Source organism: Pseudomonas sp. PDM18, assembly GCF_014852585.1.
In the GTDB taxonomy this organism is placed as follows: domain Bacteria; phylum Pseudomonadota; class Gammaproteobacteria; order Pseudomonadales; family Pseudomonadaceae; genus Pseudomonas.
The window spans coordinates 85,459-98,596 of the sequence record NZ_JACVBX010000017.1; the positions used below are offsets into that span (position 1 = coordinate 85,459).

A 13,138-nucleotide genomic window follows, 5' to 3' on the forward strand; every position below is an offset into this window, starting at 1 on the left:
GGCGGCCCGGTCAGAACGACAGCGATTAGAACGAATAGCTCGCGCGGGCGTAGTAGTACGCACCGTTGGAGCCGATCGGCGAGAGCACGTCGTACGGCAGGTTGCCGCCGTAGTTGATCTCGGAGCTTGAGCGTTCCGGGTAGTTGTCGGTGAGGTTGTTGCCGCCCACCGCCAGGCTGAACTGCGGGGTGAACTTGTAGGCCACCTCGGCATCCAGCTGCCACACCGCGCCGTAGGTCTGCTCCGGGTGGTAGCCGTCGCCGAAGTCGAACACGCGGGTGGTTTCGCCCTGCCGGGTCAGGCGACCGAGCAGGTTCCACTGCGCATCGCTCCAGGTGGTGGTGAGGATGAAGCGGTCCTTGGGCGCAGCATCGGTGAGGGTGTTGCGTTCCTCCACACCCACCAGCGCGTCCTCGCCGATACCCAGGTTGGAGAGCTGCTGCGGCGTGCCCTTGGTGCTGCGCACCTTGGTGTGGTTGTAGGTGTAGGCGGTGGTCACGCCCAGTTGCCCGCCGACGAAGGGCTGGTGGTAGTTGAGCACCAGCTCGGCGCCATCGGTGCGGGTGTCGGCGGCGTTGGTGAAGAAGTTCACGTCATGCACGCCGGCCACGCCGAAGTTGTCCTGGATGAACTGCTCCATGGCGTCGCTGCCGATGCGCTGGGACAGGGTGATGCGGTCGTCGACGTCGATGCGGAACACGTCGAAGGACAGGTCGAAGCGATCGTTTAGCTGCGCGGTCAGGCCCAGGCTGAAGTTCTTCGAGGTTTCCGGGTCGAGCTTCTCGGCGCCCAGCGCGCGGGCGATCGGATCATTCACCGAGAGCACGCGGATGTCGGTGAGCGTGCCGCCATCGCCGAAGTTGCTGGTGGTATTCTGGAAGCCCACCTGGGCCAGCGACGGCGCGCGGAAGTTGGTGGACGCCGCGCCGCGCAGGGCCAGCACCGGAGTCAGCTGGTAGCGCCCGCTGAGCTTGCCGGTGAGTTTGCTGCCGGCATCGTCGTAGCGCTCCCAGCGCGTGGCGGCATCGACGAAGAACTTGTCGGTGAGGTCGCCCGACAGGTCCACGTAGGTGCCGAAGACGTTACGGTCGATGTCCACTTCTTCGCTCGGCCGCAGGCCGTTGGCGCCGTCCGCGCCGACGCCGTAGTAGGAGGCTTCGTCGCCGGCGGTGGTGATGTAGTTTTCGTAGCGGTACTCGCCACCGACAGCGAGCACGAAGGGCCGCCCGGCGAGGTTCAGCTCGCGGCTGAGGTCGAGGTTGGCGACGCTCTGGCGCAGCTCGTAGTCGCCGGTGTCGAAGCGCGTCGGCGTGTCTTCGCCGAGCGAAGCGTTGAGGGTGCGCCGAGTGGAGGATTCGAAGCGGTTGCGGCCATGGGTGACGCTGGCGTCGTAGTCCCAGGTGTCGGCGATCAGGCCCTTGTAGCCGAGGGTGGCGGAAAGATCGGTGTTGTCGCCCAGGGACTGCGGCAGGTAGCCGTTGGGGTAGATCTCCGGGTGCTCTTCCGGGTAGCGGTAGAACTCCGCGCCAGTGGTGTGGCGCTCGTTGTACAGGCCGAAGGAGTAGAGCTTGCCGCCGCCCAGCGCGAGGTCGCCGTTGAACCAGGCGTTGACGTCGCGCGCCAGGCCATCGCCCATCACGTAGTTGCGCTGCCCGGGGGTATCGGCAAAGCCGTCGTAGCCGGCGCGATTGGTCGGCTCGCGGTTGATGAACTCGGCGCCACCACGGACGAAGCCGTCCTCGCCCAGGCGCGTGCCGGCCTTGGCGGCGGTATAGGAGTTCTGCCCGTCGGTGGTGGTCTTGTCGATGGCGTCCTGGTGGGTGTGGTACGCGCCATAGCTGGTGGTCACTTCGCCGCCCTCTGGGGCGTCGTCGAGGATGATGTTGATCACCCCGGCGATGGCGTCGGAGCCGTACTGCGCGCCGGCGCCGTCACGCAGCACTTCGATGCGTTTGATCGCGCTGATGGGGATCGAGTTGAAGTCCACCGGCGCGGTGCCGCGGCCAATCTTAGAAGAGTCGTTGACCAGCGCCGAGGTGTGCTGGCGCTTCCCATTGATCAGCACCAGCACCTGGTCCGGGCTCATGCCGCGCAGCTGGGCGGCGCGCACGTGGTCGGCGCCGCCGGAGTTGGACTGGCGCGGGAAGTTGAAGGACGGCAGCAGCGTCGCCAGGGCCTGGCCCAGCTCGCCGCCGACAGCGCCGGTGGATTTGAGGTCCTGTGCGGTGAGCACATCCACCGGCACAGGGGAATCCAGCAGGGTACGGTTGTTACCGCGGGTGCCGGTGACCAGCACGGTTTCGAGTTTGGTGGTGGCCTCGGAGGTCGACGGGGTTTCGTCGGCGTGCGCGGCGGACTGGGCGATGACCGAGGCCACCGCAACGGCAATGAGTGAACGGGATAACACGCGAAGTACTCCTGTCTCGCTTAAAGAGCGCCACTCGCCGTTGGCGGCGAGTCCGGAACTCCGCTGATGTGTTTTTCTGATGGGCTCGAGCGGTTGGTGTCGGAAGTCCGGAAACCGCGAGCGACTGTCCTCCTCAGGGTGGAGAAAACAGTGCTCGGGAAAGCGCTCCAGGTGTCGGGGCCGGTCTCTCTTCGTGATGAGCGAAAAGGCACGGCTTCTCGGTATCGCCGGTCATCCCTGACCAGATGGGGAAGGCGTCATCCTAGCTAGTGGCAGAATGCTTTCAAACGAATAAAAAATGCTTTGGTTATAACCAGTTACCAATGTTTCCAGCGCAACAGTGGCTGCTGTTCCTGCAGCAACAGCGCGACACTCAATCGAACGCCTTGCGGGTCCATTCGTCCTCGGGAATAGCCAGTGCCTCGCCGGAAAAACGCTCCTCGCGGAACGGGTCGGCCTCGTTGTGGAAGCCGTTGCGCTCCCAGAATCCGGGGCGGTCGCTGTCGCTGAACTGCAGCTCGCGCAGCCACTTCGCGCTCTTCCAGAAATAGCGCCCGGCAATCACCAGCCGCAGCGGCCAGCCATGCACCGGGGTCAGCGGCTCACCGGCGTAGTGCGTGGCGAACAGGCTGTCCGGGCGCAGCAGGTCCTGTAGCGGCAGGTTGGTCTCGTAGTCGTGGTCGGCATGGGCCATGACGAACTGCCCGGTGGGCTCCACGCCGTAATGCGCGAGCAGGTCGGACAGGTGCACGCCGCGCCAGGCGGTATCGAACTTCGACCAGCGCGTGACGCAATGGATATCGCAGACCAGCTCGCGCTGCGGCAGCGCCAGCAGGTCGTCCAGGCTCAGCTCCAGCGTTTTGGACAGTGCCCCGGACAGGCGCAGGCGCCAGGTCGCGCGGTCGTATTCGGGTACCTCGCCTTCGTGGAGGATCGGAAAGCGCTCGGTCAGCACCTGCCCCGGCGGCAGGCGTTCGCCATAACGCGGGTCGGCGGCTGGCGAACGCGCCTTCTTCAGGCGCCTGGCCTTGTCTTGCGTGGTCATCGTCAATTCGCCAGCGGGATCCACGGCGCCTGCGCAACCTTCTGCGCCTCGCCAAAGGCCGGCACCTTGCGCGCCAGGTCGCGGACGTTCCTCACGTCGAGGTCGAGCAATTGTTGGCGGGTGATCAGGGTCGGCGGGACCAGCACCTGCTCGCCCGGATTCTGCCCGGCGATGCGCAGCGCCAGGCTGCGCACGCTGATGGCGCCGGCCACTTCCGGATTGACCGCGGCGGTGGCGCTCCAGGCGCTGCCCTCTTCCTTCATGATCTGGATATCGGCCGTGGATATGTCGGCGCTATAGATCTTCACCTGCTTGCCCAGCCCGGCTTCGTCCACGGCGATCTTCACACCCTTGGCAAACTCGTCGAAGGGCGCGAAGAACACGGTGATGCCGGGGTTGGCGCGCAGCACCGCGCTGGCCTGGTCGGCCACCGAGTTGGCGATGGGCGCGTTGAGCGTCCCGAAGCGCGCCTTCTCGACGATGCCGGGATTTTCGGCCTTCACCTGGCGCCAGATTTCATCGCGACGCTCCATGGGGGTGAAGCCGTCGATGTACACGTAGCCAGCGTCGAACTGGTTGCCGTTGTCCTGCAACACCTGCTTGAGCGCCAGGCGCGCCAGCTCACGGTGGTCCTGCTCGACGCGGGTGATGCGCGGGTCGTTCACGTCGACGTCGAAGGTCACCACCTTGATGCCCTTGGCCAGCGCCTTGTCGATGGAGTCCTTGAGCGTTTCGGCAAGTCCGAGTTGGACGATGATGCCGTCCACCCCCAAGTCGATGGCCTGCTCCAGCATCTCGCGCTGGGTAGCCGCCTGCTGGCGGGCATCGAACACGCGCAACTTCACGTCCAGCGCATTGGCCTGCTTTTCCACCCCGCGCAGATAGGCCTCGGGGAAGTCGCCGGAGAACAGGTAACCGACGAGGGCGATCTGCACGCCGCCCTTGTCGAAGGGAGCGGGTGCGCCGGGCAGTCCGGCGGCGACGGCGCTGGCTGCGCCGGACAACAACAGCCCGGCGGCGAACAGCGCGCGCAGGGATTTGGCAGGGGTGAACTTCATCCGTTGAATCTCCGAAAAAGTAGCGATCAGCGCCCGCGCCGGGCCAGACCGAAAGTGAACATCAGGGCCGAGACCAGCACGGCGCCCTTGACGAAATCCTGCGCGTAGTAAGGCGCGTTGAGCATTGTCAGGCCGTTCAACAGGGTCGCTACCAGCACCGCGCCGACCAGGGTTCCGAAAGCGTTGGGCTTCTGCGCACCGAGCACGGCGAAGCCGATCAGCGCAGCGCCAAGGGCATCGAGCACCAGCCCGTTGCCGGAGCTGACGTCGCCACGTCCGAGGCGCGCAGCCAGCAGCAATCCACCCAGCGAAGCGAGCAGCGCCGAGAGCACGTAAGCGAGCAGCTTGTAGCGCTCCACCGGCGCACCGGCGAGGCGTGCGGCCTGCTCGTTGCCGCCGATGGCGTAGAACAGCCGGCCCGGCCGCGTGCGCTCGAGGAACAGCCAGACCAGCAACGCGCAGCCGAGCATGATCACCACCGGCACCGGCACGCGGTCCCACAACTGCGCGCGGCCGAGAGCGAGGAACCAGCTGGCGAAGGCGCCCGGTGCTTCATCGCCATTGGGCAGGGTCATGCCGACGGCGATGGAGCGACCGCCGGTGGGAATCAGTTGCACGCCGACCACCAGGAACATGCTGCCGAGGGTGGCGAGGATGTCCGGCACGCGCATGCGCACGATCAGCCAGCCGTTGAGCAACCCGACCAGGGTGCCGAGGCCGAGACTGATGAGGATCGCCGCGAGCGGGCCCCAGTCCAGTACCACCATCACGTAGCTGGCGGTCATCAGGCTCAGCGCGGCGACCGCGCCGATGGAAAGGTCCAGCCCGCCGACCGCCATACTCAGGGTCACGCCCAGGGCGAGCAGCGCGACGATGGACACCGACTGCAGCACCAGGAACAGGTTGCCGACCCGCAGGAAGGCCGGCTCCAGCAGGGCGAACACCAGCACCAGCAAGGCCAGCAGCAACAGCAGCGCGTAGTGGATGAGGAAGTCGAGCAAACGAGCGACGGGCGAGGTCGCCGGGCTGCCCACGGCAGTTCTAGACACGCACGGCTCCTTTCTAGATTCGCGCAGTTTCCTGGCGTGAAGGGTTGGATGGGGTGAGATGGGCGACGATTTCACTGCGCTGCAGGTCGTGCCGGGGCAACTCGGCAACCACCGCGCCGTCGCGCACGACGAGGATGCGGTCGGCGATTTCCAGGGCCTCGTCCGGGTCGCTGCAGATCACCAGCGTGGCGCGGCCGGCGGCACTGGCGCGCAGGCGCTGGCCGATGTCGCGGCGGGCGCGCACGTCGACGCCCTGGAAGGGTTCGTCGAGGATCAGCACGCGGCCCTGCCCCAGCAGCCAGCGGGCGAGGATGACCTTCTGCTGGTTGCCGCCGGAGAGCAGTTCAAGGGGATGCTCGGGGCCTGGGCCTTTGATGCCGAGCGCCTCGATCTGCTCGGCGACCCTGGCGCGCTCGGCGTTGCGGTCGATGAAGCCGAAACGCGTGAAGCTGCGCAGGAACGGCAAGGTCATGCTGGCTCGCACCGAGAAGCCCGGTACCCGCGAGTTGCGCGCGCGGTCCTCGGCGGCGAAGAACACGCCTGCGGAAATGGCTTCGCGCGGGGTGCGGGGCAACCAGTCGCGGCCATCCAGCCGGATGGTTCCGACGTAATGCCGGCGCAGACCGAACAGTACTTCGGCGATCTCGCTCTTGCCGGCGCCAAGCAGGCCGGTCAGGGCGACCACTTCGCCTTCGTGCAGGTCCAGGTCGAATGCTGCGCTGTGGGCTTCGAGTTGCCAGTCACGCAGGGACAGCACCGTCTCGCCGCGCTCCAGCGGCTGCAACTGCACTTCGCCCAGCGCGGCGCCGAGCATGGACTCGACGGCGGCAGCGAGGTCCAGCGGTGCGGCAAACTCGCCGACCAGACGGCCGTCACGCAGCACCAGCGCACGGTCCGCCACGCGCTGCAGATCGGACAACCGATGGGATATGTAGAGGATCGCCACGCCGCGTTCGCGCAGGTGGTCGATGAGATGGAACAGGCGCTCGGCCTCGACGGTCGACAGCGATGCCGTGGGTTCGTCGAGAATCAGCAGACGCGGTTTCAGCGCCAGCGCGCGGGACAGAATCACCAGTTGCCGTTCGGCGGTACCCAGGTTTTCGATGGGCGCTTGCAGTGGCAGATGCAGCTCCAGGCCGGCGGCGATTTCAGCCGCGCGCCTGAGCGCCTCGCGCGGACGGAAGATCAGGGAGCCGGCGGCGCCGCAGAGCTCGTCCAGCAGGAGGTTTTCGGCGACGCTCAGGCCGGGCACCACACCCTGCTCCACCTGCTGATGCACGGCAACTATGCCGTGGCGGCGGGCGTCGTGGGGCGAGGTGAAACGAACCTCATGGCCGTCGATCAGCAACTGCCCGGCGTCGTGGCCGTGGGAGCCTGCGATGATTTTCACGAGCGTCGATTTGCCTGCGCCGTTGGCGCCAAGCAGGGCGAGGACTTGGCCGGGACGAATCTCCAGGTCGAGATCAATCAGCACGCGATTTTCGGCAAAAGACTTGCCGACGCCTTCGAGGCGGAGAAATGCGGGAGCGGCGGACTGGGTGGACATGGGGCTCTCGAAAAGCGGCAGAGCGAAAGCGCCGTTTCAGAGCTTCGCCGTTGGACTGAGCGGCGATTCTTTTATAATCTCAAAGCATGCATCAACTAATTTTTAATATCGTTTATGCATATGCTAACAACCACCCGAGCAAAGCGTCGCGTACTGTTTGCTCAGCAACAGTGGTGCGTAAAGCGGCTGACGCGACACGAATCGGGCGAGTAGCATCCACAGCATTCAACCCACAAGGTGAGAACTCGAGATGGCGAACGATACCTACACTCCACCCCGTGTCTGGACTTGGGACAAGAGCAACGGCGGCGCCTTCGCCAGCATCAACCGGCCCATCGCCGGCCCGACCCATGACAAGGTACTGCCGCGCGGCAAGCATTCGCTGCAGCTGTATTCGCTGGCGACGCCCAACGGCGTCAAGGTCACCATCCTGCTCGAAGAACTGCTGGAGCTGGGCGTGAGCGCCGCGGAGTACGACGCTTGGCCGATCAGGATCAGCGATGGCGACCAGTTCGGTAGCGGCTTTGTCGACATCAACCCGAACTCGAAGATCCCGGCTCTGCTGGACACCAGCGTCGAACCTGCGCTGCGCATCTTCGAATCCGGCTCGATCCTGGTGTATCTCGCGGAAAAGTTCGGTCACTTCCTGCCAAAGGACCTGGCAAGGCGTACCGAGACGCTGAACTGGCTGTTCTGGCAGATGGGCAGCGCGCCTTTCCTTGGCGGCGGCTTCGGCCACTTCTACGCCTACGCGCCGGAGAAGTACGAGTACCCGATCAACCGCTACGCCATGGAGGTCAAGCGCCAGCTCGACGTGCTCGATCGTCAGCTCGCCGACAACCGCTACATTGCCGGCGACGAATACAGCATCGCCGACATGGCGATCTGGCCCTGGTACGGCGCACTACTGAACAACCAGGCCTATGAGGCGGCGGAGTTCCTCGACGTGGAGAGCTACACCCATGTACGCCGCTGGACCGACGAAATCGGCGCGCGTCCGGCGGTGCAACGTGGCCGCCGGGTCAACCGCACCTGGGGCGACGACGCCCTGCCGGAGCGGCACAGCGCCGACGACTTCAGCAAGTGATTCATTAGCCCTGGGGCGTGAGCTGGATCGCGTCCCGCACTCTGCCGCCCCTCCCGGCGAACGTTCTCGTAGGATGGCGTGGAGCGCAGCGATACCCATCAAATCCGGTGCGCCACCAGCATGGGTATCGCTGCGCTCCACCCATCCTACGGTCGTGCTTCGCCGCGGCCTCGATGTGAATGGAATCTACGGTCACGGAGAGGCTCCGCCTCCGCAGGAGAGCACCGTACGAACGCCAATAAAAAACCGGAGCCCCTTCCAGGGCTCCGGTTTTTCATTTCAGCGCGCGATTACTTGCCAGCAGTCAGGGTGCTGTAGGCACTGATCAGGTTGCGGTAGTCCGGGATGTGGTTGGAGCACAGCGCGGCGAGGCCTTCAATATCGTTGCGCCAGTCGCGGTGCAGTTCACAGGCCACGCCGAACCAGGTCATCAGCTGCGCACCGGCCGCTTCCATCCGGCGCCAGGCGGCGTCGCGGGTCATCTCGTTGAAGGTGCCCGAAGCATCCGCCACCACGAACACATCGAAACCTTCCGCCAGCGCCGACAGCGCCGGGAACGCCACGCAAACCTCGGTTACCACGCCGGCGATGATCAGTTGCTTCTTGCCGGTGGCCTTCACTGCCTTCACGAAGTCTTCGTTGTCCCAGGCGTTGATCTGGCCGGGACGGGCGATGTACGGCGCGTCCGGGAACTGTGCCTTCAGCTCGGGAACCAGCGGGCCGTTGGGGCCGGTTTCGAAGCTGGTGGTGAGGATGGTCGGCAGGTTGAAGAATTTGGCCAGGTCACCCAGCGCCAGCACGTTGTTCTTGAACTTGTCCGGATCGATGTCGCGGACCAGCGAGAGCAGACCGGCCTGGTGGTCGACCAGCAGTACGGCGGCGTTGTCTTTGTCCAGGCGGTTGTAGGTGGGGTTGGCCATGGTGAAATCCTCGATTTGCTTTCAGTGGGGGCCGGCTGGGCCGGAAGGTTTGGACTCGTCTTGCAGTGCGTCACTGCATGGAACAAAGATTAAATTCGACACCCTTTGCGCACTAGACGGCAAAAATCGCTTCTAGCGTTCCATTATCAGAACGATATTCTACGAAGAAGCGCCGAGTGATCGGCCTAGCCCGCATGTCGCCAGGGGGATTCGCGCTCCACATCGAAAAAGCGCCGCTGCCAGCTCAGGGGCGTGACGCCTTCGATGCGGTAGAAGATCCGGCAGAAATGCGCCTGGTCGCAGAAGCCGCATTGCAGGCCGATTTCCGCCAGCGGGAAGGACGATTCACGCATCAGTTGCTTGGCCTTCTCCACCCGCTGAATCCGCATCCATGCCTGCGGCGAATGCCCGGTGGTGACCTTGAACTTGCGGGTGAAATCGCTGCGCGACAGCGCGCATGCGGCCGCCAGGTCGCTGACCGTGATGCCGCTGTCCAGATGCTTGAGCAGCAGTGCCAGGGCGCGCTCCTTCTGCCACGGGGCCAGGTCGCGCTTGGGGGCATCCACTGGAATCTGGCTGATGAGTCTCTGAAGCATGCTGGTCCCTCCCCTGCGATCTGGGACCCATTCTTTGTGGGCACAGGGGTACCGGCGAGTTAAAGCTGGTTAAACCGCATTAACCCGCAGCGGAGCGAAAGCAGCGCCTGGACGGCCGCGAGCGAAGATTTCCGGAGTCCGCGCGGCCGCTCGCCAATAGGGCGCAAGGGCTTGCAAGCAGCCGCCCTGCCTTACGCAGCGGGGCCTCAAGGGCAAATGACCAGACGACACGATGCAGCGATTTCGTCTCGTTGGGCAGCGCCGCTGCAGGCCCTGCGTTAATCGTTATTAAGCCCGCCGGCAAAACGCTGCACCCGGCGTAGGATGGCTCAACGCTGAGCCGTCGTTTACCCTGAATGTCGTTCACACAAGAAAGGCCAGTCGACCGGAGAGTCGATGGACCTGTGCCATCAGGGCTGACGCCAGGACCGGCACGCAATCTGCCCCCAGCGTGCGAAAGCGACGACCAGACAATGATTCCCGAGCCCGTGGCCACGGTCGAAACCGTGCTTCATTTCGGCCCCTACCAGGTCTACCCCGCATCCCGTGTGATCCTCGAGGCCGGCCGACCGCTGCGCCTGGGGCAACGCGCACTGGACATCCTGCTCGCGCTGCTTGAGCGCGCCGGCCAGGTGGTCAGCAAGCGCGAGCTGCTGGCCCGCGCCTGGCCCGGCCAGGACGTCGACGAAGGCAACCTGCGCGTACACATGACCGCCCTGCGCAAGGCGTTGGGTGACGGCCAGAATGGCCGGCGCTTCATCGTCACCATCGCGCTGCGCGGCTACAGCTTCGTCGAGCCACTGACGGCTTCGGCGCAGACGTCGCCCGCCCCCGATGACAGCCAGTCCGCGGACCACAACCTGCCGCCACGGCGCAATCGCCTGCTGGGCCGCGAGGCCGAGCTGGAACGCCTGATCACCGAATTGCCGAGACGGCGCTGCGTCAGCCTCGTGGGCTGCGGTGGCATCGGCAAGACCAGCCTCGCCCTGCAAGCAGCTGAGCGCTTCATCGGCGAGTATCCCCACGGCATCCGCATGCTCGACCTCACCCCATTGCAGGACGCGCGGCCGCTGAACAGCACGCTCGCCGGCGCGCTGGGCATTCCGGGGCTGGCCGGCGAGTCGCTGGAATACCTCTGCCGCCAGGTCGCCGACCGGCAGATGCTGCTGCTCATCGACAACTGCGAACACCTGATCGAGGCGGCCGCGCATCTGGTGGAATGCCTGCTGCGCCATGCCCCGCAGATCCACATCCTCGCCACCAGCCGCGAAAGCCTGCGCGCCATCGGCGAGTACATCCTGCCGCTGCGGCCGCTTGGTTGCCCGCCGGTGCAGCTCGGCAGCGTCGAGGACGCCCTCGCCTACCCCGCCGTCGCGCTGCTCATCGAGCGGACGAAGGAGACCCACGAGAACTTCGAACTGCTCCCCGAATACCTGCCCCGCGTCAGCGAAATCTGCCGGCGCCTGGAAGGTATTCCGCTGGCGCTGGAACTGGCCGCCGGCCATCTGGGCCAGGCCGACGGCAGCATCGACGCGCTGCTGCAGGGGGGCTACCTGGACTTGCCACTGCACTCGGAGGAATCGCCCAAACGCCACGAACACCTGCGCGCCATGCTCGACTGGAGCTACACGCTCCTGCGCCCGGCGGAGCAATCCTGCCTGCGTCGCCTGAGCGTGTTCCGCGGCAGCTTCACGCTGGGCTCCATCGCTGCCGTTCTGGGCCAGCCGGCGGACCTGGGCGCGGCCTTCGTGCTGGTGAACCAGCTGACCGCCAAATCGCTGCTGACCACCGATATTCGCAGCGATGAAGTCACCTACCGACTGCTCGAACCGACCCGCCTGCATGCGCTGGAGAAACTCCAGGGCGCCGGCGAACTTTACGAAGCCCGCGAACGCCATCTGCTGCTCTGCCAGAGCGCGATGCAGGCCGCGCAGAGCGAATGGGAAAGGTCCGCCTCACTGGGCTGGCTCCAGCAGCATTCGCCGTGGCTCGCGGAGGTTCGCGCAGCCCTCGACTGGGGCCTGCACGCGGACGTTCGGCACACCCAGGCGATCCACCTCGCGGCCTGCTCGGCGCCGCTGTGGCAGGAACTCTCACTGTTGCACGAATACGGTCCCTACGTGGGCGCGGCACTCGGCCTGCTCAGCGCCGAATCCGCTTCTTCGCTGCCCCTGGCCATGCGCCTGGAGCTGGCGCTGGGCAACACGACCTACCACGATGTGCGCAATCGCCAGGCGGATGAAGCCTTCCAGAACGCCCGCTACCTCGCCCAGCAGATCGGCGACCTCAACGGGGAACTCACCGCGCTGTCCGGCGGCCTGGCGGTGCTGCTGTGGGCCGGCCAATACCAGCAGGCGGCCGAGCAGAGCCGGCACTTCGATCGGCTGAGCGAAGGCCAGGGCGATATGCTCGCCATCAGCGCCCTGCGTCTGAAGGTACTGGCGCTGCATTACTCGGGAAACCAGGCAAACGCCCAGGCCGTCGGCGAAGAAGTGCTGCAGCGTCTGGAACAACAGCGCCGGGCCAACCGCTTCGCCCCTTGTCTGGGCGTGCAGTACGACCAGCAGGTCGCTTCCCTTGCCACCCAGGCGCGCACGCTGTGGCTGCGCGGCCTGCCCGAGCAGGCGGAGCGCATGGCGACACGGGCCATCGAGCTGGCCTGCGAGATCGACCACAGCGCCTCCATCGCCTACAGCCTGGCAGTGGCCGGCTGCGTCATCGCGTTCTACAACGGCGAGTTCGACAAGGCACGCAACCGCGTGCGGCAGATGATCGAGGTCGCCGAGCGCCATCGCGTGCCACTGTTCACCGACTGGGCGCGCCACTATGCGTGGGCCATGCAGCTCGACGAAATGGCCGGCGCCACGGCACCCGCCGTCGGGCTAGTGCGCGACATCGTGCAGACCTTAGGCGGCCGCCCCCTGCCCGCCGATCAGGCGCAACTGATGCGCGCACGAACCGGCGCGGCAGGCTGGTGCGCACCGGAAATCCTGCGCAACGAGGCGGTCACTCTGCTCGCGCGCGGCGATCGCGAATCCTTGCTCGGCGGCGAAAACCTGCTGACCCGCGCCCTGACACTGGCGCAGGAGCAAGGCGCACTGGCCTGGGAGCTGCGCTCGGCCACCGCTCTCGCGGAGCTGTGGAGCGCACAAGGCAAGCAGGCGTCGGCGCGGCAGTTGCTGGCACCGGTATATCGACGCTTCACCGAGGGCTTCGATTCGCCGGACCAGCAGCGGGCACGGCGTTGCCTGGAGACCTGCGGCCACTGACAGCAGTACCGGCGCTCACCCCCGAATGATAGGGCCGCTTGTGTCTGCAAAGCTCGATAAGCTCGAAGGTGAGAGCGACGGGAGGCAAGCTGCAGGTCCGCGGTGTTGGTCGCACGAGTAGGAGCCCAAGCTGCCTCCCGCCGTCCTCTGACCTAGCCCGA

General features: G+C 65.8%; 9 protein-coding genes. 2 read left to right on the top strand and 7 right to left on the bottom strand.

The features are described from left to right. Nucleotides 1-25 precede the first annotated feature (25 nt). The 5 genes from IB274_RS26755 to IB274_RS26775 all read right to left on the bottom strand — a co-directional run bounded on the left by IB274_RS26755 (nt 26) and on the right by IB274_RS26775 (nt 7,105). Nucleotides 26-2,407: a TonB-dependent receptor plug domain-containing protein gene (locus IB274_RS26755; RefSeq protein ID WP_192435817.1), complete on the bottom strand. Its 2,382-nt coding sequence runs from the start codon at nt 2,405-2,407 to the stop codon at nt 26-28. A 373-nt stretch (nt 2,408-2,780) separates the two neighbouring features. Continuing rightward, nucleotides 2,781-3,452 (bottom strand): sulfite oxidase-like oxidoreductase, encoded by a 672-nt coding sequence (locus tag IB274_RS26760; RefSeq protein WP_192435818.1) that lies wholly within the window; start codon nt 3,450-3,452, stop codon nt 2,781-2,783. A gap of 2 nt (nt 3,453-3,454) precedes the next feature. Next, nucleotides 3,455-4,510 (bottom strand): substrate-binding domain-containing protein, encoded by a 1,056-nt coding sequence (locus IB274_RS26765; RefSeq protein WP_192435819.1) that lies wholly within the window; start codon nt 4,508-4,510, stop codon nt 3,455-3,457. Nucleotides 4,511-4,536: 26 nt separating this feature from the next. Beyond that, entirely contained in the window at nt 4,537-5,559 is a 1,023-nt protein-coding gene (locus IB274_RS26770) for an ABC transporter permease (RefSeq protein WP_192435820.1), read from the bottom strand. 13 nt (nt 5,560-5,572) lie between these two features. Further along, nucleotides 5,573-7,105, bottom strand: coding sequence for a sugar ABC transporter ATP-binding protein (locus IB274_RS26775; protein WP_192435821.1), 1,533 nt, complete (start codon nt 7,103-7,105; stop codon nt 5,573-5,575). Between the two features lie 250 nt (nt 7,106-7,355). On the opposite strand from IB274_RS26775, the gene yghU reads away from it, so the two are divergent. Beyond that, on the top strand, nt 7,356-8,192 hold the full coding sequence (gene yghU, locus IB274_RS26780) for a glutathione-dependent disulfide-bond oxidoreductase (RefSeq protein WP_192435822.1): 837 nt from the start codon (nt 7,356-7,358) through the stop codon (nt 8,190-8,192). 290 nt (nt 8,193-8,482) lie between these two features. On the opposite strand, the gene ycaC is transcribed toward yghU, so the two are convergent. Further along, the gene (gene ycaC / locus IB274_RS26785; protein ID WP_192435823.1) at nt 8,483-9,112 is read right to left on the bottom strand and encodes an isochorismate family cysteine hydrolase YcaC; all 630 of its coding nucleotides are present in this window, start codon (nt 9,110-9,112) and stop codon (nt 8,483-8,485) included. 185 nt (nt 9,113-9,297) lie between these two features. Next, nucleotides 9,298-9,708, bottom strand: coding sequence for a helix-turn-helix domain-containing protein (locus tag IB274_RS26790; protein ID WP_192435824.1), 411 nt, complete (start codon nt 9,706-9,708; stop codon nt 9,298-9,300). A 473-nt stretch (nt 9,709-10,181) separates the two neighbouring features. Between IB274_RS26790 and IB274_RS26795 the strand changes: the two genes are divergently transcribed. Continuing rightward, nucleotides 10,182-12,977, top strand: a complete 2,796-nt coding sequence (locus IB274_RS26795) for an ATP-binding protein (RefSeq protein WP_192435825.1) — start codon at nt 10,182-10,184, stop codon at nt 12,975-12,977. Nucleotides 12,978-13,138: the final 161 nt, after the last annotated feature.

Coding starts and splice junctions, on each gene's coding strand:
- yghU (WP_192435822.1), top strand. CDS start 7,356: ATGGCGAACGATACCTACACTCCACCCCGTGTCTGGACTTGGGACAAG.
- IB274_RS26765 (WP_192435819.1), bottom strand. CDS start 4,510: ATGAAGTTCACCCCTGCCAAATCCCTGCGCGCGCTGTTCGCCGCCGGG.
- IB274_RS26790 (WP_192435824.1), bottom strand. CDS start 9,708: ATGCTTCAGAGACTCATCAGCCAGATTCCAGTGGATGCCCCCAAGCGC.
- IB274_RS26775 (WP_192435821.1), bottom strand. CDS start 7,105: ATGTCCACCCAGTCCGCCGCTCCCGCATTTCTCCGCCTCGAAGGCGTC.
- ycaC (WP_192435823.1), bottom strand. CDS start 9,112: ATGGCCAACCCCACCTACAACCGCCTGGACAAAGACAACGCCGCCGTA.
- IB274_RS26760 (WP_192435818.1), bottom strand. CDS start 3,452: ATGACCACGCAAGACAAGGCCAGGCGCCTGAAGAAGGCGCGTTCGCCA.
- IB274_RS26795 (WP_192435825.1), top strand. CDS start 10,182: ATGATTCCCGAGCCCGTGGCCACGGTCGAAACCGTGCTTCATTTCGGC.